The 18,327-nt window shown below is 63.6% G+C and carries 17 protein-coding genes; 2 read left to right on the top strand and 15 right to left on the bottom strand.

Features of this window, described 5'->3' with window-relative positions; all coding sequences use genetic code 11:
• Window positions 1-2 precede the first annotated feature (2 nt).
• The 7 genes from BHE01S_RS25655 to BHE01S_RS25685 all read right to left on the bottom strand — a co-directional run bounded on the left by BHE01S_RS25655 (window position 3) and on the right by BHE01S_RS25685 (window position 7,668).
• On the bottom strand, window positions 3-797 hold the full coding sequence (locus tag BHE01S_RS25655) for an ATP-binding cassette domain-containing protein (RefSeq protein ID WP_042268833.1): 795 nt from the start codon (window positions 795-797) through the stop codon (window positions 3-5).
• Between the two features lie 45 nt (window positions 798-842).
• Window positions 843-1,799, bottom strand: a complete 957-nt coding sequence (locus BHE01S_RS25660) for a substrate-binding domain-containing protein (RefSeq protein ID WP_042268834.1) — start codon at window positions 1,797-1,799, stop codon at window positions 843-845.
• Window positions 1,800-2,002: 203 nt separating this feature from the next.
• Complete coding sequence (locus tag BHE01S_RS25665) at window positions 2,003-3,013, bottom strand: LacI family DNA-binding transcriptional regulator (RefSeq protein WP_042268879.1); 1,011 nt, start codon at window positions 3,011-3,013, stop codon at window positions 2,003-2,005.
• A 69-nt stretch (window positions 3,014-3,082) separates the two neighbouring features.
• On the bottom strand, window positions 3,083-4,420 hold the full coding sequence (locus BHE01S_RS25670) for an NAD(P)/FAD-dependent oxidoreductase (protein ID WP_042268835.1): 1,338 nt from the start codon (window positions 4,418-4,420) through the stop codon (window positions 3,083-3,085).
• 23 nt (window positions 4,421-4,443) lie between these two features.
• On the bottom strand, window positions 4,444-5,247 hold the full coding sequence (locus tag BHE01S_RS25675; RefSeq protein WP_042268836.1) for an amino acid ABC transporter permease: 804 nt from the start codon (window positions 5,245-5,247) through the stop codon (window positions 4,444-4,446).
• A gap of 79 nt (window positions 5,248-5,326) precedes the next feature.
• Window positions 5,327-6,145, bottom strand: coding sequence for a substrate-binding periplasmic protein (locus BHE01S_RS25680; RefSeq protein WP_042268837.1), 819 nt, complete (start codon window positions 6,143-6,145; stop codon window positions 5,327-5,329).
• A gap of 200 nt (window positions 6,146-6,345) precedes the next feature.
• A complete protein-coding gene (locus tag BHE01S_RS25685; RefSeq protein ID WP_042268838.1) occupies window positions 6,346-7,668 on the bottom strand; it encodes an NAD(P)/FAD-dependent oxidoreductase in 1,323 nt (440 codons plus the stop codon).
• A gap of 141 nt (window positions 7,669-7,809) precedes the next feature.
• On the opposite strand from BHE01S_RS25685, the gene BHE01S_RS25690 reads away from it, so the two are divergent.
• A complete protein-coding gene (locus tag BHE01S_RS25690) occupies window positions 7,810-8,721 on the top strand; it encodes a LysR substrate-binding domain-containing protein (RefSeq protein ID WP_042268839.1) in 912 nt (303 codons plus the stop codon).
• Between the two features lie 91 nt (window positions 8,722-8,812).
• Here BHE01S_RS25690 and BHE01S_RS25695 read toward each other — a convergent pair whose 3' ends face one another.
• The 6 genes from BHE01S_RS25695 to BHE01S_RS25720 form a co-directional block, all read right to left on the bottom strand.
• Complete coding sequence (locus tag BHE01S_RS25695) at window positions 8,813-10,168, bottom strand: purine-cytosine permease family protein (protein ID WP_042268840.1); 1,356 nt, start codon at window positions 10,166-10,168, stop codon at window positions 8,813-8,815.
• 214 nt (window positions 10,169-10,382) lie between these two features.
• Window positions 10,383-11,378 (bottom strand): 5-oxoprolinase subunit C family protein, encoded by a 996-nt coding sequence (locus tag BHE01S_RS25700; protein ID WP_042268841.1) that lies wholly within the window; start codon window positions 11,376-11,378, stop codon window positions 10,383-10,385.
• Window positions 11,368-12,243 (bottom strand): 5-oxoprolinase subunit B family protein, encoded by an 876-nt coding sequence (locus BHE01S_RS25705; RefSeq protein ID WP_042268880.1) that lies wholly within the window; start codon window positions 12,241-12,243, stop codon window positions 11,368-11,370. Before BHE01S_RS25705 ends, BHE01S_RS25700 begins: the two co-directional genes overlap by 11 nt.
• A complete protein-coding gene (locus tag BHE01S_RS25710; protein ID WP_042268842.1) occupies window positions 12,240-13,703 on the bottom strand; it encodes an acetyl-CoA carboxylase biotin carboxylase subunit in 1,464 nt (487 codons plus the stop codon). Before BHE01S_RS25710 ends, BHE01S_RS25705 begins: the two co-directional genes overlap by 4 nt.
• Before the next feature lie 4 nt (window positions 13,704-13,707).
• Window positions 13,708-13,950 (bottom strand): acetyl-CoA carboxylase, encoded by a 243-nt coding sequence (locus BHE01S_RS25715; protein ID WP_042268881.1) that lies wholly within the window; start codon window positions 13,948-13,950, stop codon window positions 13,708-13,710.
• 21 nt (window positions 13,951-13,971) lie between these two features.
• Window positions 13,972-14,754 (bottom strand): 5-oxoprolinase subunit PxpA, encoded by a 783-nt coding sequence (locus BHE01S_RS25720; RefSeq protein WP_042268844.1) that lies wholly within the window; start codon window positions 14,752-14,754, stop codon window positions 13,972-13,974.
• Between the two features lie 176 nt (window positions 14,755-14,930).
• On the opposite strand from BHE01S_RS25720, the gene BHE01S_RS25725 reads away from it, so the two are divergent.
• Entirely contained in the window at window positions 14,931-15,839 is a 909-nt protein-coding gene (locus BHE01S_RS25725) for a LysR family transcriptional regulator (protein WP_042268845.1), read from the top strand.
• Between the two features lie 168 nt (window positions 15,840-16,007).
• On the opposite strand, the gene BHE01S_RS25730 is transcribed toward BHE01S_RS25725, so the two are convergent.
• Together BHE01S_RS25730 and BHE01S_RS25735 are read right to left on the bottom strand one after the other, a co-directional pair.
• Window positions 16,008-16,304, bottom strand: coding sequence for a hypothetical protein (locus BHE01S_RS25730; RefSeq protein WP_042268847.1), 297 nt, complete (start codon window positions 16,302-16,304; stop codon window positions 16,008-16,010).
• A gap of 12 nt (window positions 16,305-16,316) precedes the next feature.
• Complete coding sequence (locus tag BHE01S_RS25735; protein WP_042268848.1) at window positions 16,317-18,041, bottom strand: methyl-accepting chemotaxis protein; 1,725 nt, start codon at window positions 18,039-18,041, stop codon at window positions 16,317-16,319.
• Window positions 18,042-18,327 lie beyond the last annotated feature (286 nt).

Genomic DNA, 18,327 nt, shown 5'->3' on the forward strand with positions numbered 1-18,327 from the left:
GATCAGTTCCCCGCGAGTGGGCGCGCGGAGCGCGCGTTGAACTTGTGGCCGACGATCAGATCGACGATTTCCTGCAGGTTCGTCTCGGCGATCGGGCGGTCCGCGACGGTGCGGCCCTCGTACATGACCGTGATGCGGTCGCATACGAGAAACAGGTCCTGCAGCCGATGGCTGATCAGGATCACGCTGACGCCGCGCGCGCTGACCGTGCGCACGAGTTCGAGCACGGCTTCCACTTCGGCCACGGCGAGCGCGGCCGTCGGCTCGTCCATGATGAGCACTTTCGGGTCGAACGAAACGGCGCGCGAGATCGCAATGGCCTGGCGCTGGCCGCCCGAGAGATTCTCCACGTCGAGCCGCGTGTCGGGAATGCGGATGCCGAGGCCGTCGAGCATCTCGCGCGCGTCGCGATGCATCTTCGCGTGATCGAGCATGGGAACGCCGCAGATACGGCGCATGGGCTCGCGGCCGAGAAACAGGTTGCCGGCGACGTCGACGGTGTCGCACAGCGAGAGGTCCTGATAGACCATCTCGATATGGTGAGCGCGGGCGTCGCCCGGGTCCTCGAAATGGACGGCCGCGCCGTCGATCTCGATCGTCCCGCTGTCGGGAACCACGGCGCCCGAGAGCACCTTCGAGAGCGTGGACTTGCCCGCGCCGTTATCGCCCACCAGGCCCAGCACCTCGCCGGGAGCGACTTCGAGATTGACGCCGCGCAGCGACTGGATCGCTCCGTACTGCTTGGCGATGTCGCGCATGCGTACGCGCATCGGCGCCGCCGTGGCTGCACTGTTCATCTGGATTCCTCCCTTTGCGCGTCCCGCGCGGGGCGCGGGCTCCGGTTACTTGAACACGCTGCGGTACTTGCCGACGTTGGCCTTCGTGACGATCGTCACCGGCACGGAGATGTTCTTCTCCACCGGCTGCTTCGCGATCAGCTTCAACGCCGCGGCCACGGCCGCCTTGCCTTCGCCTTCGGGGTCCTGCTGCACGACGGCGAGCACGTAGCCCTGGTCGATGCCCTTGATGGCCTGTGCGCTCAGGTCCCAGCCGACGATTTTGACGCGGTTGGTCACGCCCTGCGCCGACGCCGCCGCAACCAGCCCGATCAGCGCGGGCTCGCCCGTGGCGTAGACGACCGACATGTCCGGGTTGCCGGAGATCAGGTTCTCGGCAGCCGTCTGCGCCTGATCCTGGACGTTCTGGCCATCGACCGTCGAGCCGATCTTCGCGCCCGGCGTGCTGGCGAGGCCGGACTTGAAGCCGTCGAGACGCACGTTCTGGATGTACGAATTGAGCGCGCCTACCACACCCACCTGCGCCTTGCCGCCCATCGACTTCGTGATGTAGTTGCCGGTATAGGCGCCGATCTCGACGCCGACCTTGTGGTTGTCGACGCCCACCTGCACGTCGTTGTCGCCATTGACGACGGCGTCGATGGCAACCACCGGTATGCCCGCCTTCTTCGCCTCGGTGATGGCGGGCTTGATGCCGTTCACGTCGATCGCAGCGACGAGAATCGCGTCCACCTTCTGCTGAATGTAGGTTTCGATCGCGTTGTTCTGCGCGTTCGGGTCGTTGTTCGAATTGAAGATCGCGAGATCGACGCCGGCTGCCTGCGCCGCTTTTTGTGCGCCGTCGTCCATCTGCGTGAAGAACAGGGCTTCCTGATTGATCTGGACGAGGGCGATCTTTTTCTTCCCGGCCGCGTGCGCCGCGCCCGTCATGCCCAGCAGCGAGAGGGCACCGGCGAGCGCGACGGCGGGCAGGGTCCGGCGGAACAGCTTGGCTGCGTTCATCAACTTCCCCTTCAAGAAAGGACGAAGGCCCGGGACTGCCGCCCACGCGGCGATCCCGGCTTCTGTTGGTGACACTTCAGGAGACGCAACCGACCGTCGCGCCTGACGATGGCAAATCCACCTGCTTGTAAACCGGTTTACACAAAAGTACCGCCATTGGATGAGCGCTGTCAACGGCATCAAAATAAATTTGCGGGGAGGGTTTACCGGGAGGGCGGCGCCACGGACGCGCGCTCGATCAACCGCACCGGCAGGCGTTCGACGACAGCGGGCGCGTTGCCGGTGAGGCGTGCGAGCAGCAGTTCGACGCCCTTGCGCCCGAGTTCGCGTGCGGACTGTCGCAGCGTCGAGATGGGGGGCATCAGCAGGCTGGCGAACTCCATGTCGTCGAAGCCGACGATGGACATGTCGGCGGGGACGCTGATTGCGCGATCGCGCAGGAGTTCGAGCATGCCGACGGCCAGGTAGTCGCTCGCAGCGAAGACCGCGGTGGGCGGCGAGGGCAGCGCGAGCAGTCCGGCGAGCGCCGTCGCGCCGAACTGCCGTTCGTAGGAGCCGAAGCACACGAGCGATTCGTCGAACGCAATGCCGGCCTCCGCCAGCGCGCGACGGTAGCCCTCGCAGCGCTCCTGCACGGTGAAGAGCCCGCGCGGCCCGCTGACGTGGGCGATGCGCCGGTGACCGGCGGCGAGCAGATGCCGGGTTGCGAGATAACCGCCCTGCACGTTGTCGACGAAGACCTTGGGCACATCGGCGCCGGGGATGTCCTCGTCGATGAGCACGATGTTGCCGCGCGTGCCGATCAGGTTGCGCAGCGAGCCGTCGTCGGGACGGTTGGAGACGAGGATCAAGCCATCGAGATGCTGGGTGTCGAGCCAGCCGATATACAGCGACTCGCGATCGAACTGGTTTCGCGTGATGCAAAGCGACAGCCCGTAACCGTGCTCGGAGGCGGCCAGCTCGACTTCGTCCGCGATTTCGGCAAAAAACGGGTTGGCGACATCGGGCATGGCGAGTCCGATGGTTTCGCTGCTGCCGAGGCTCAAGCGCCGCGCAAGGCTGTTCTGCCGGTAGTTGAGCGCGGCGATCGCCGCGTCGATGCGTTCGGAGGTTTCGGGCGGAAGCGCGAGACTGCCGTTCAGATAGCGGGACACGGTGGCTTTCGACACCTTTGCGTACTGGGCGACGTCGCGGATCGTGGAGACTTTGGGCACTGCTTGATCCCGGAGCGGAAAGCTCCAGTGTAGCGCGCGCCGCAAGCGCGGCATCGAACCGTGAACGCGTCAAAACCCTGCATCGATCGTGATCTTCGAGCCGTCGCTAAAGCGGCTCAGGCGAAACGCATGGGTATCGACGAGCGGCTCGTCGTTATGGACGATATCCGCCATCAGCTTGCCTGCGCCGGGTCCGATACCGAAGCCATGGCCGGAGAAGCCCGTGCCGATAAACAGTCCAGGCACTGGCGCAACGTTCGAGATGATCGGAATGGCATCCGGCGTAACGTCGATATAGCCTGCCCAGCGCTGCGCGATGCGCGCGGCCGACAACCGTGGAAAGGCGGCGACGAACGCCTGCAGGCCCTTGTCGACATAAGGAACGATGGGATCGGGGTCAAGCGTACGCACGGCTTCGAACACGGTTGGCCGATCCAGCGGCCAGCGGTGCGGCCGTTTCAGCTCGTCGAAAAACCGCCTGCCGACGCTGATCTGCAAGGCACCCAGCTGGCTCTTCAGCGCTTCGATGTATTTAAAGAACAAGCGGAACGAATCGGGTGTGAGATCGGCATGCGTGCGCAGCCCGTAGGCGACGGTATAGCCGCCGTCCAGACGTTTGCGAAAGGCGAACTCCTCGTTGTTGGCACTGCACGTCGGGCCGCCCTCAATCGGTTCGGTACGCAGCACCGATGCGCGCGTCAGCAGTTGGGGCAGATCGACGCCGAGATTGCCGCAGAAATAGCGCGTCCATGCGCCGCCCGCGACCACGGCTGCATCGCAGCGTATCGTACCGTGCTCGGTGACGACAGCGCTCACGCGCCCACCACTCGTTTCGACGCCGCGTACCGCGCACGGCGTCAGTATGCTGACGCCGCGTTCGCGCAGCGCGTTCGCGATCGCGGGCGCGGCCTTTTGCGGTTCCGCGCGCGCGTCGCCTGGCGTGAAAATGCCGCCTTTATACGCGCGTGTCGCGCCAGGCAACAACGCGGAGATCTCGCGTGAATCCATTACGCGCGTATCGAATGCATCGCCGGCAATGTCCCGCGCGCGTCGTAGCCAGTCGCGATGACGTTCGAGTGTCGCGTCGTCGTTCGATACATAAAGAATGCCGCACTGGTTGAATCCCGTTTCGATGCCGAGCTTCTTGTCGAGCGTACGCCACACCTTGAGGCTTTCAATGCTCAGCAGGAGTTCGCGGGGATCGCGCCGCGTCACGCGCACCCAGCCCCAGTTGCGGCTGGACTGCTCGCCGGCGATATGGCCTTTCTCGCACAGCGCCACGCTGAGGCCCTTTTCACTCAACGCAAGCGCGGTGGACACGCCGATGATGCCGCCGCCTATCACGACGACGTCGGCGCGTTGCGGCAGCTTGATGTCGTCGGCAACGATGTCGACTTTCGGTCCCATGTTTGATCGGTCTATATGAGGGTTCAGGAGCGCTGCCCGGCGGTTCCCGCGTGCGTTTGCGATTGCAGGGCCTCTTCGCGGCGAGTGGCGCGCAGCGTGCGTGTCAACGTCTTGTCGCGGCGGGCGCCGGGATTGCTGAAGCGATTGGTCCAGCGGTCGATATGATTGATTGCATGCGTGAGCGGCACGGTGATCAGCAAATACACGATGCCGGACGCGACCAGCGGCGAGAGGTTGGCGGTGTTGACAGCGGCGTTCTGGCCGATTGTGAACAGGTCCCGCTGCGACGTTAGTAATCCAAGGAAATAAACCAGGCTGGAGTCCTTGACGATGGCGATGAACTGGTTCGCGAGCGCCGGGAGAATGCGCCGTATGCCTTGCGGTACGATCACGTGGCGCATGCCGCTCCAGTACGTCATGCCTAGCGCCTGGCACGCGTTCATTTGCCCGCGTCCGACGCTCTGGATGCCGGAGCGGAATATCTCGGCAATATAGGCCGACGAGATCAGCGCGAGCGCGACGATGGCGAGCGGATACGGATTCGGCCCGAACAGCGAAAGACCAACGGGCGCGAGCCCCTGGCCCACCACGAGAATCACGAGGGCGGCGGGCAGGCCGCGAAACACGTCGATAAAGACCTGGGCGGGCCACGTCAGCCAACGCGTGTTGGAGACGGCCAGCAGGGCAAGCGCCATGCCCGCGACAATGCCGAGCGCCGTTGAGAACAACGACAGTATCAGCGTGTTCACGAGGCCCGTGCCCAGCAGTGCGGGCAGCGAGTCCAGAAGAAGCGGCCAGTCGAAGAAGTTCTGCAAGAACGCATCCATTTGGGCTTGCCTCAACAGTGTCCGGGGATGAAAGGCGACCGCACTCGGCCAAACGTGCGCCCGTTGCGTAAATCGAGCCTTAGGTGCCGGACTTCATCGCGTACGGGGGCAATTGGGCCGGCTTCGGGTAACCCGGATGGAACTCCAGGTACAGCTTCATCCACGTACCGTCCGCGACGAGCTCGCCGAGCGTCTTGTTGAGCGCGGCCTCCAGTTTCGTGTTGCCCTTGCGCACAGGAAATCCCGCAGGCAGATTGACGGCCGAAATGTCGAGCTTGTCGGCAATATTGGCTTGTGGATATTTGCCTTGCAGACCTTCGACGAGCGACTTGTCGACAAAGTAGCCGTCGATATATTTGTTGCGTAGCGCAAGAAAGCCCGCGTTCAGGTTGGGAAAGCGCACAATTTGCGCGCCGGGGAGATAGCTGGCCGAGTAGGTGTCTTCGATCGTGCCCTGGACAACGCCAATGCGCTTGTCCTTCACGGACGCGACGTCGCTGGTGATCGTGCTGCCGGGCAGCGTGGCGACACTGAGCAGGCCAGTCAAATAGCCCTCAGAGAAGTCGACCATCTTGAGACGCTCGTTTGTGATCGAGATGGAGCCCGCCGCGAGATCGATCTGCCGGTTTGCGACGCTCGGCAGCAGGCCCGCGAAATCCTGCGCACGAAAGTCGGCGGACAGCCCGAGCCTGGCGGCAATCGCGCGGATCAGTTCGACGTCGAAACCCGTCATCTTGCCGTTGTCGATGTATGAATACGGTTTATTGTTAGCGTCGACGCCCGCGACGATCTTGCCCTGCGTTAGCGTGCCGACGTCTTCGGCGCGGGCGGCCGTTGCCGCGACGACGCAGAGCGACGTTGCAATGGCGAGGTTGCGTACAAACTGAAGGAATCGCATCTGAAACTCCCCATGTGGAAACGGCGGTCAACGAAAATTGCGGAGATAGCGCGGGCTAGTGGAGAATGCGCGCGAGGAATTCCCGGGCGCGCTCCGAGCACGTTCATTTGCGCGAGCATCCGGTTGCGCCGCACGGTGATTTCGATCATTGTCATCTCTCTCGACGCAAAGCTGCTGACGCAACGATATACCGTGAGCGCCTACGACAGCGCGCTGCGCGTACGCCCGCGCACGAGGTCGTCGGCCTTGTAGAGCGCGGTGCCGAGCGGCACGGCGATACGGCGCACCATGCCTGCGCGGCTCAGCGCAAACGTGCCTTCGCCGAAAGCACCCATATCGCGTTCGACGCCGAGCATGTTCTTTGCGATTCGATGTCCCAGGTAGCTCATCAGTGCGACGCCGTTCCCATTGCAGCCGAGCGCGTAGTGAACGCCCTCGTGAGTGCCGATGTGCGCGAGCTTGTCACTCGTCATCGCGATATAGCCTTTCCATGCATGCGTGATGCGTACGTCGCGCAATGCCGGCCAAAGCTGAACCAGCTTCGAGTAAAGCCTTCGCGCGGCTTCGCGTTCGCCCAGTTCGCGTATCGCAGGCCGTGAGCCAAAAATCATGCGCGTGCCGTCTGGCGATGGGCGTGTATAGAACAGGTTGCGCTTCGAATCGCTAATCATGCGGCGGCCGGGATTGAGCGCGTCCATCAGGCCGTCAGGCAAGGCTTCGGTGGCGATCTGGTAGCTTGCGATGGGCAATAGCCGCCGCGAGAAGAACGGCAGCAGCGGCCCCGTATAGCCATTGGTCGCGACGAGCACGCGACGCGCAATGAGCGTCCCGCGCGCCGTGTGCAGGCGAAACCGCGGACCCTCGCGTTCGATGCGCTGCACCGCTGCATGCGAGTGCATGGTGGCACCGCGCCGCCGTGCGAGCTCGCGCAGCGCACGATGATATTTCGCGGTGTGCAGGCCACCATATTCGTCGATGAGAATGCCGCCGTAGTAGTAATCGGAGCCAATGATCGCGCGTTGCGCGTCCCGCTCGATCACATGAACCGTCACGCCTGTCCTGTCGCGCAGCACCTGTCCCTGATCGCGTAGCACGTCGAAATGCGCAGGCGTATAGGCGCCGAAAAAGCGACCGGTGATTGTCAGGTCGGCGTCGAGCGCTTCTTCCGCGATGAGCCGTTTGAGATAGTCGAAGCTGGCCGCCGACTCGCACATCAGCCGCTTCAGGCGGTCGGCGGGCACGCCGCGAATGGCGTTGGTCAACGCGAGCTTCTGTCCGCTCGACACCATGCCGCCGCTGCGCGTGCTGCCTCCCGCGCCAATCTCCGCCGCATCCAGGACGGCGACGCTTGCGCCGCGACGCACGGCTTCGGCCGCTGCCGACAGCCCGCAATAACCGCTGCCGACAATCGCGACATCCACGCTCGCGGGCAATGGCGCATTCGACGCTTCGGGCGGCGCGGCGTCCCACCAGTACGGCGCACAGCGGAAGGCGTGATGAAACAGCAGGGCATCAGGGCGCATGAATCAGGACCTGTAAGCTCGACGTGAGGCAAGTCTAGGCCGCGGGAAATCATGCGGTCAAATAGCGCCAAAAAAGTCTTCCATTCATTTCTGATATGGCAAGCTATCGTATCGGTCATGTTGCATTGCATCGGAGAGCGTATGAATCTCAGGCAAATTGAAGCGTTTCGGCTCGTGATGCTGCGCGGATCGATGACGGCCGCCGCGGAGGAGCTCAGCTCTTCGCAGCCCAGCATCAGCCGGTTGATCGCGGAACTGGAAGCGTCAACGGGGTTGACGCTATTCGTGCGCAACGGCGGCCGGATACACGCTACGGACGCGGGCAGTGCGTTCTATCGCGAGGTGGACCGCAGTTTCGTCGGACTCGAAAAGCTCGAGCATTCAGCGAACGAGATTCGACAGCTTGGTAGCGGGCGTTTGCGGATTGTCGCGGCGCCTGTACTCGCGCTGTCATTTCTTCCCGCTGTGATCGAACGCTTCGTCGATGTTTATCCGCGTGTGCCGGTGTCGCTGGAAATGCGCAGCGAGAGCACGATCCAGCGCTGGGTGTCGTCGGGCCACTGCGACGTGGGCTTCGGGACGACTACGCCCGATGCGTTCGGCGTGACGAGCGCCGAGCTATACCGGCTGCCGGGTTTGTGCGCGCTACCGGCACACCATCCGCTCGCGGCACTCAGGCGCATTCGGGCTGCCGATTTGTGCGGCGAGCGGTTGATCTTGCCCTCTTACGCGGACGATACGCGCACACCGCTGGACCGTGCGTTGCGGCCCGCCGGCGTGGGCCAGGTGCCGACCATTGAAACGCCGTACGGCGCGACGATCTGCGCGCTGGTGTCGCGCGGATTAGGCATAGGCATCGTCAATCCGTTGGCCGCGCTGGAAGCGGACGCGCGGCGCATTGTGTTCCGGCCATTCGAACCGGCGATTTTTTTCCGTGGCTTTATTCTGTATCCCCAGTCCCAGCAAGCCAATCCCGTTGTCGAGACGTTTCTGCAACTGGTCGAGGACACGATGGCACACGAGATCGCCGCGCTCGGCGTGAAGGCAGGCTGATTTACGGAACTGGGAAACCGTGTGGCCGCCAGGTTGCATCGAGGGCATTCGACTCGCGCAATGGTCCGGCCTTGCCGAGTCGAAGCTTGCCTCAGGTATTGCGCACGAACCACGTCCGCTTCGCGGTTGCCAGCAGCCCGCTATACACGACCCACGAAACGACGAAGGTGGCCGGCGCGGAAAGCGACGCGAGAAAACCCGACGAGGTGTTCAACGCGAACCCCACGAGCGCCCCCGCGAACCACGCAATCAACCCCCCAGGATTGAACTGCGGTACGTGGGAATCCCTGCATTCGATATCCTCGCCGATGAGCCGGACATAGCGCGCGGACGTAATATGCGCAAGCGCAACGCCTACCCACGCGACGACGAAAATGCCCTGCCAGGCGAGCGCCAGAAGGATCTTCGAGAAAATATCCGCCATCATCAGCACGTAGACCACCACGCCGACCACGAGCGCCCAGAGGAACTTCGGCGCCCGCAGGCCCGCGGCTTTCTGGAAGAACGCCTGCATGTTGATGGTGGCGAGATAGTAGTTCGCCGTATTGATGCGTGACTGCGTGACCCACACGAACAGCAGTCCCCAGATGCCCATCAGCTTGAGCAAGGCCAGCACGACCGACACTTCGGAAAGCGTGCCAAGGCCGGGAATCGTGCTGACCAGATAAATGCCTGCCGCGCCGTTGACGAGAAAGGTGACGAGATAGAACGGCATGCCGAAATTCCAGCGACCGTGATATTGCGCGTCTTCCTTGCGCCCGAAGCGGGCGTAGTCGAACGTGAACATCATGAGCACCCACACGCCCATGTAATAGACGAAACAGTGCCACCAGCCGTCGGCCGGCGCCGCGCCCTTGGGGCCGAAGTCCAGCCACGCAGGGTTGTAACCGAATTCCCAGGTCGCGAGTCCCACGGCCGCGAGCAGTCCGAGCAGATAGAACGGCAGCAGCACGCCGTTGAATTTGTCGAGCCAGTGTTGCACGCTGCCGAATACGAGCGGCACGCTGTAGCAGACCACGATCAGCGCGGCCCATTTGTAGGCGAGCGCGGGAAAAAGGTGGTTGGCCGCGACGGCGATGACCGAGCCTTCGAATACCGCATAGTAAATGGCGGTCGCGAAGAAGATCAGCGTCGCGAGCGCGGCGCCCGCGCTGCCGAACAGCACCCGTGAAAAGAGCGCGACCGACAAACCCGTACGGATGGCATAGCGACTGATGATCGTGTTCACGGCGCCATAAGAGACGACTGATAGCGCCATGCCGATCAACGCGTTGCGCGCGCCATAGTTCAGCGCGAGCGTCGCGCCCACCACGATATAGAACACCGCGCTGCATACTGCCCACCACGCCATCGTCAGCGCAAAGGGGGGCATTCTTGCGCTGTCGGGGATGGCGGCTGTCGAAAGATCGACGTCCGCCTCCGTGCTTTCCTGCGCCAGATTGGCCATGGTCCTGCTCCTCGAGTCTGAGTTTTGCGAACGGCGTCTGAACCGCGGTGCGAGATGGCCGCGGGGCTGCCTTGACGCCGGGCGGGCAGCCGATGCTGCAAAAAAAGGCGCGAGTGTTCCCGCCGTGTGGCCCGGGGCCGCACGGAGCGCGGGTTGCGAAAGGAAAAAGCAGGGGGGCGGCGCTGCTGCCAGCCGCTCCCTGGCCTCGGAAGGGCTAGCGCGCTAGCGCTTCACGCAGCAGGGCGAGGCGGTGTTGATATTCGCGCCGGGCCGCGAGCGCCTGATTCAGGGTGACGCTCACGAAGCGCGCGCGGTAGTTGGGCTGCATCTGGCCGATCAGATCCATATCCGCGCTGATCACCGTGCCGATGGTGGCGTAGCCGCCGCCCGACACCGCATCGCGATGCAGGATGATCGGCTCCAGCCCGGCCGGCACCTGGATCGAGCCAATGGGATAACAGGCGTCGACGATATTCGACGGGTCGGCCCCCGCGCCGAACGGCTGCTCGCGTTCCATGAAGTGCAGCGGGCGTCCGTTCTTGTAGCGATAGCCAATGCGGTCCGCTTCAGGCGCGACAGTCCATTCGTCTTCGAAGAACGTGTGGGCCGATTCGGCGGTGAGGCGGTAGTGATAAAGCCCCGTGAGCACGCGCAGTTCGACTGTGGTGTCGAGCTTCGCGCGCAAGGCGGCTGGCAGTTCGGCTCCCTCACCCGCGTTCGGGCGGCTCGCGCCTGTCGTGAGGCGGTCGCCTTTTTGCAGGCGGCGGCCCGCAAGTCCGCCGATGGCGCCGAGCGTGTAGGTCGAGCGGCTGCCGAGCACGGACGGCACGTCGATGCCGCCGGAGACCGCCAGATACGCGCGTGCGCCACGTTTCACGTAGTCGAACGTCAGCTTGCTCCCCGCGCGAATGCGCAGCGTGGTATTGCCGGCATAGGCCACGCCGTCGATCTTCGGGGTCATCTGCGCACCCGTCAGCGCGATGAGTGCGTCCGAGTGGAACAGGAGATCGGGGCCGAGCAGCGTCAGTTCGAGCACGGCCGCGTCTTCGGCATTGCCCACGAGCAGGTTCGCCGCGCGGGAGGAGTACTGGTCGAGCGAGCCGGAGGGCGGAATGCCGACGTGGTAGTAGCCCTGGCGTCCCGTGTCCTGCACCGAAGTGGCCAGTCCGGGCTTGAGCACCTCGATCACATTGAGCGTATCAGTTGGCATACAGCACCTCCACGAGGGAACGGTTGTATTCGTCAGGATCGCGAAGGAAATCGGCGAGCGAGAATCTCACGGGCTGCACACGCAGCGCAAACGTGCCCGCTTCGACGGCGGCGACGGCTTCGTCGTAAGCCGCGCGGTCGATGGGTTTGAACTTCACGATGTCGCCGGGCCGGAAAAACACCATGAACTCGCGCAGGTAGTCGAGCCGCTGCGCGGGGTCGAAGATCGGCGCGGGCGTCACGCCGAACATCTGGTATCCGCCCGCGCCGCGCACCGAATAGATGCAGCCGAAGCAGCCGCCATGGCCGACCGTCAGTTTCGGCGTGTCGGTGCGCGGCCGCAGGTATTTGGGCACCTGTAGCTGGCGCTCGCGCTCCACCATCTGGTACATGAACGGCAGCCCCGCCACGAATCCGACCATCGAAACGAACCACGGCGATCCCGCATGCGCCGCGATGAATTCGTCGACGTCGCGTTTGCCGTTGATGCGTGCCGCGTATTCGAGGTCAGTCGAAGACGGGTCCTGGTGACGTTCGCGAAAGCGCATGAGCGTCTCGTGCGTCCAGGGATCGTTGTAGAGCACCGGGACTTCGACAATGCGCGTGTCGATGTCGAGCGCCGCTTCGCCCACTTCGGCCTCGATGTCGCGCAGGAGCGCCACGAGCGCATCGGGGGCGATCACATCGGGGTCATAGCGCACCTGGTAGGAGGCATTCGCGGGGCAGATCTCGGTCACGCCCGCCACGTTGCGGCGCTGGAGTTCGCGCGTGATTGCCGTGCCCTTGAAAAACGCGTCGAGCGACATCGCTTCGCTGATCTCGGCGAACACGAATTCGTCGCCGCCAAATGTGTAGCGTATGGTCATGACGCCTCCCTTGCGCTCGTCGAGCCCGCCACGGCGGGCTCGCGCGCCGCGTTCGAGGCGGCCTCGCTGCCCGCGCGCCACGCCGCCATCCAGGTTTCCAGATAGTTGGTGTGGTAACGGGCTGCGCGCACGTCGTCGTCGGCCACGAGCGCGCGATGCAGCACGGCGGTGGTTTTCAGGCCGCCGATCTGCAGCTCGCGCAGCGCGCGTGCGAGGCGTTCGATGGCCGCCGCGCGACTTTCGTCGTGCACGATCAGCTTGGCGAGCAGCGAGTCGTAGAAGGGCGGCACGACATAGCCGGGATAGAGCAGCGAATCGACCCGCACGCCTGGGCCCGTCGGCCAGACCAGTTCTTCCACACGCCCCGGATTCGGGCGGAAATCGTGGAGCGGATCTTCGGCGTTGATGCGGCATTCAAGTGCCGCGCCGCGCAGCACGATGTCGCTCTGCTTGAAGCGCAATGGCTCGCCATCGGCAATGCGCAGCATTTCGCGCACGAGATCGATGCCCGTGATGGCCTCCGTCACCGGATGCTCGACCTGGATGCGCGTATTCATTTCGATGAAATAGAATTCGCCGCGCGTTTCGTCGAAGAGATATTCCAGCGTACCTGCGCTGCGATAGCCCACCTGTCTGGCGAGGCGCGCCGCCGATGCGCAAAGCTCCGCGCGCAGCGTGGGCGTGAGCGAAGGCGAAGGGGCTTCTTCGAGAATTTTTTGGCGCCGCCGCTGCAGCGAACACTCGCGCTCGAACAGATGGATCACGTCATTGCCGTCGCCCAGCACCTGGACCTCGATATGCCGGGCGCGTGCGATGAAGCGCTCCAGATAGACGCCGCCGTCGCCGAACGCGGCCTGGGCTTCGCGCTGGGCAAGCGGCAGTTCGGCGTCGAGCTGCGCCGCGTCGTGCGCCACGCGGATGCCGCGTCCGCCGCCGCCCGCCGCCGCCTTGATCATGATCGGGTAGCCAATGCGCGTGGCAACCTCGCGCGCTTCTTCGAGCGAGTTCACAATGCCTGCGCTGCCGGGCACCGTGGGCACGTCGGCGCGCTGCGCGGTTTCGCGGGCGCGGGCCTTGTCGCCCATCGTCGCAATGACCTGCGAAGCCGGGCCGACGAAGATGAGGCCTGCCGCCTCCACCTGCGCCGCGAAATCCGCGTTCTCGGAGAGAAAGCCATAGCCCGGATGAATGGCGTCCGCGCCGCATTGCCGGGCCGCGGCGAGCACCGCAGCGGGATTCAGATAGCTTTTGGCCGCATGCGAAGAACCGATATGCACGGCTTCATCGGCCATGCGCGCGGCGAGGCTGTCGCGGTCCGCGTCGCTCACCACGACTGCCGCGCGCATGCCGAGCTCCTGCGCCGCGCGTATCACGCGCACCGCGATCTCGCCGCGATTGGCAACCAGCACGGTGCGAATGCGCGAGGGGCGGTAGAACGCCGTCGAATTGTCCACGTTCATCGCTTCACTCCTCGATGCGCATCAGCACCTGTCCCGCATCCACGGGCTCGCCGTCCTCGACGAGAAGCTCCGCCACGCGGCCCGACACCTCGGTCTCGACTTCTGTGAACTGCTTCATCACTTCGACGAGGCCGATGACCGCGCCGGCCTGAACGGCGGAGTCGATGGCGACGTAATACTCCGCTTCGGGCGCGGGACGCCGGTAGAACGTGCCCGGCAGGGGGCTCACGATATCGTGCAATGCCATCATGTCTCTCCTTGAATTGATTTAGAACCTGGTCGTCGGCGCGAGCGGCCCGGTGATTCGAATCCCTTCGCGAACGAGGTGCTCGCGAGTGGTTTGCACGAGTTCCAGCGCGCCGGGCGTGTCGCTGTGGATGCAGATGGAATCGAAGTCGATGTCGATGTCGTCGCCGTCGACCGTGCGCACCTTGCCTTCGATGCACGCACGCCGGACCCTCCCGGCGACCTGGCCGGCGTCGAGGCGGCCAACGCGGCGCGTGAAGACGATCGAACCGCTGCGGTCGTAATCGCGGTCGGCGTAAAACTCGCGCACGACAGGCTGGCCGATTTCACGCGCAATACGATAAGTCGCCGACGACTCCATGCAAAAGAGCAGCAGATTCGGATCGATCTGTTGCAGCGTTTCGACGAGGAGCCGCGAGAATGCCTCGTCGCGCGCGGCGTGCATATAAAGCGCGCCATGCGGCTTCACGTGCTGGAGCCTGAGACCGTGCAGCCGCGCGAACTCGCGCAGCGCGCCGAGTTGATAGAGGATGTCGTTGACGAGCGCCTGAGGCGCTTCGGCGATATTGCGGCGGCCGAAGCCGACCAGATCGCGAAAACCGGGATGCGCGCCGATCCCGACGCCGGATTCCCGCGCCAGTTGAACGGTGCGCGCCATGATGTTTGGATCGCCGGCATGAAAGCCGGTGGCGATATTCGCCGAGCTGATGAGCGGCATGATGGCCTCGTCCACGCCATCGCCAATGCGCCAGGGGCCGAAGCCTTCTCCCATATCGGAGTTCAGGTCGACGGACTGCTTCTTCATACGGTTTCCCTCCTCGTTCGTTCGGCCGGGTGTTTCGAAACACGCGCAGCCGACTGTCGAGCTGAGGTTATATGGACGGAGGTGGCCAAAAAAGTTTTATTTTTATATGCTTCGGTATCGATTTTTTCGATAATGCGGGCTAGTCTTCTGCCTGACGCATTCACTTCCCATTGAAGATGGCGCTTACCCTCAGGCAGCTCAAGTACTTCGTCGCGACGGCCGAACTCGGGCAACTCTCGCAAGCGGCCATTCATCTGACCATATCGCAGTCGGCGGTGACGAGTGCCATCAAGGAACTGGAAGACAGCCTCGGCACGCAGCTTTTCGTGCGCACCGCTTCAGGCGTGACGCTGACCGACACGGGGCGGCGCTTCCTCAATCACGCCTACACCATTCTCGCCTCGGTGGACGAGGCCATGCGCATTCCCAACCTGGAAAGCACGCTCACCGGCACGCTCGCCATTGCGGCGAGCTACACGGTGCTGGGTTATTTCCTGCCGCATCACATCCAGCGGCTCAATGCGTTGTATCCGCGCCTCACCATTCAACTGCACGAGTTGAACCGCGACGCGATCGAGGAAGGATTGATCACCGGTCAGTACGACATGGCCGTCCTGCTCACGTCGAACGTCTCGAACCCGGAACTCGCGCTGGAGCCCGTGATTCATTCCGTGCGGCGGCTGTGGGTGGGCGCGCATCACCCGTTGCTCAAGCGCGAGAGCGTGACCTTTGCCGAAGTCGCGCATGAGCCCTTCGTCATGCTGACCGTGGACGAAGCCGCGCAAACGGCAATGCGCTACTGGAACGAGACGCCATGGCGGCCAAACGTGATGCTGCGCACCTCGTCGGTGGAGGCGGTGCGCAGCATGGTCGCGAACGGCTCGGGCGTCGCCATTCTGTCCGACATGGTCTACCGGCCGTGGTCGCTCGAAGGCCGGCGCATCGAAACGATCATGCTGCTCGACCCCGTTCCGGCGATGAGTGTGGGTCTGGCGTGGCGCAAGAACAAGGATCTGAGCCCTGCCATGCATGCGGTGCGCGAGTATTTCCGGCATACGTTTATGGAGCCGCGGGCCAGCGGCTGAAATACGGGTTCCGGTGCAATCGGGAATCGCTATCGTGTTCAGCTCAACCGAGCCGGCTATTTGCACCGGAGCCGCATGCCTGATCCCGCTCGCTTCGGAGACCGATGGTTTGATGTTTTCGGCCTGCGGGGTTCACACATGCGCGCCGCAATCGGCGGGTGAGACATTCTATTGACTCGCGACAGATCCCTGGCTCAGGGCGGCGAGGATGCCATTGGTGAGTTCGAGCAAGGTGGAGTGATACCCTGCGGGCAAGGGCACGTCGTCCATCAACGACATGAGATCCTCAATACCCAGCCGGAATGCGCGGCTGACCTCGGCGCGCTGCGCCGGTGTGAGCTGGGGCAGGGCGACTTCGAGAAACTTGCCCAGCACCATGGCTCGTGCCCCAAGCATGCTCATGTTCTTCGTGTTGGCGGTCACGAGCAAGCCAATCTTCTTCAGCGCTGCGTCAGTATCGTCCAATTTCCATACTCCTCAGAACGCCTGCCAGGCCGCGGACCCCGTGTCGGTCGCGATAGAGGTATGCCCGTCCGCGGCCATAGCGGGCGTCCCCGCGTCCGACGTTGAACGGGAAGGCCGGCGAGCGGCGGGCGCGGAACGACGCGCAACCATTTGCGGGGCATCGAGGCGCGACGAGGACGCATCCCGGTCGACGACCTTGAATACGGACACCGCGTCACGCAACCCTTGGGCCTGCTGGGCCATCGACTGCGTGGCGGCCGACGCTTCTTCGACCAGCGCGGCATTCTGCTGGGTCACCTGGTCCATCTGGCTGACCGCCTGACTGACCTGCTCGATACCATTGCTCTGCTCAACCGAGGCGGCCGCCATCTCGCCCATGATGTCTGTCACGCGCTTCACCGACTGGACAACTTCGGTGATCGTGCTGCCGGCTTCCTCAACGAGCTTCGAACCGGTGTCCACCCTGCTTGCCGAGTCGACGATCAGATCCTTGATTTCCTTGGCCGCGCTTGCACTGCGTTGCGCGAGCGTGCGGACTTCGCCGGCCACGACCGCAAAGCCCCGACCCTGTTCACCGGCGCGGGCAGCCTCGACCGCGGCGTTGAGCGCGAGGATGTTGGTCTGGAATGCGATGCCCTCGATGACACTGATGATCTCCGCCACCCTGGCTGAACTATCGGAAATCCCGTGCATGGTTTCGACCACCCGTCCGACCACTTCTCCGCCGCGCTGGGCGATGTCCGATGCGGTGTTCGCCAGCGCCGTCGCCTGCCTTGCGTTGTCTGCGTTGTGACGCACCGTGCTGGCCAGCTCTTCCATGCTCGATGCCGTTTCCTCCAGTGACGCTGCCTGCTCTTCGGTGCGCGCGGACAGATCCGCGTTGCCAGCCGCAATTTCAGCGCTGGCCAACGCCACGCTTTCTGCATTGTGGCGGACACTGCGCACCACGTCGGACAACGAATTCTGCATGGCGCCAAGGGCACCGAGCAGCGGGGATATCTCATCAGCGTGGGAATCGACGACCGTAACCGCAAAATTGCCGTCCCGAACTCGCTCAGCCACTTTCTGAGCTTCGGCAACGCGGCTGCGAAGGCGATTTCCGATGTACCAGGAGAACGCGATGAGACCCATTGCGATGCCGGCCACGAGGCTTACCAGCAGCAACCGCGTCGACTGCAAGGCTTGCTCGATGTCCGAGACCTGACCGCCAAGTTGTTCCCCTTGGCGGGCGCGCTCCTCGCCCAACCATTTTTGAATGCGCGCAAAGGTAGGGATCGTTTGCGCCGTCAACATCTGGAACGCTTCGTCACGGCGGCCATCCTGAACGAGTCGAAGATTGGCTTCGGCTACCGGCCACGCGTCGGCCTGCATCTTGAGCCAGACATTGTGAAAGGCATCCCTTCCCGCCTCGTCGGTAATGTTGCTCAGGAACGCTTCGTCGTTGTGCCGGATCTGTTGACGTTCCGCGTCGATACTCTGCGCGGCAGCCTGTACGTCGCCCGTTGAGGACACCAGCATCGCCTGGCGCAAATCCAGCAATACCTTCGTCACGCTGAGTTCGGTGCTTGCAATGCGCTCCAACTGCTGCATTCGCACATCGCCTGCGTTGGTTGCAATCTGCTGGGCGTCAGACAACTGCATCCACGAGATCGCGGCGACTGCTGTCAGAGCCACAATCAATGCGGCCGACACTGCATACAGTCGGTGAATCAGGCTGAATCGAGCGAAGCGTTTCATGGCGGGGTAATGGAAGGGTCGATCAAGTGGTAAGCTCCCCCGGCTATGAGGAGGCACCGCGCCCGCTGGACTGGGCGTGCACTGGCAGGACACTCGTGAATAACGGCTCAAGACCGACCTGGATTAGCACTTACCCGAAGAACAGTGCTTTACGGAAGTTGCGAAGATACTGGCTGCCCGTCGGTGATCTGCGGAGCGGGCGCCATGGACAAAAAAAGTCGGAGGTCAGAACCGGAAAGCGGAGCGCTATCGGCTCGCGAGAAGGAAAGTGGGTCAACGACAATCC

The sequence above is a fragment of the Paraburkholderia heleia NBRC 101817 genome (genome assembly GCF_000739775.1).
Taxonomy (GTDB): domain Bacteria; phylum Pseudomonadota; class Gammaproteobacteria; order Burkholderiales; family Burkholderiaceae; genus Paraburkholderia; species Paraburkholderia heleia.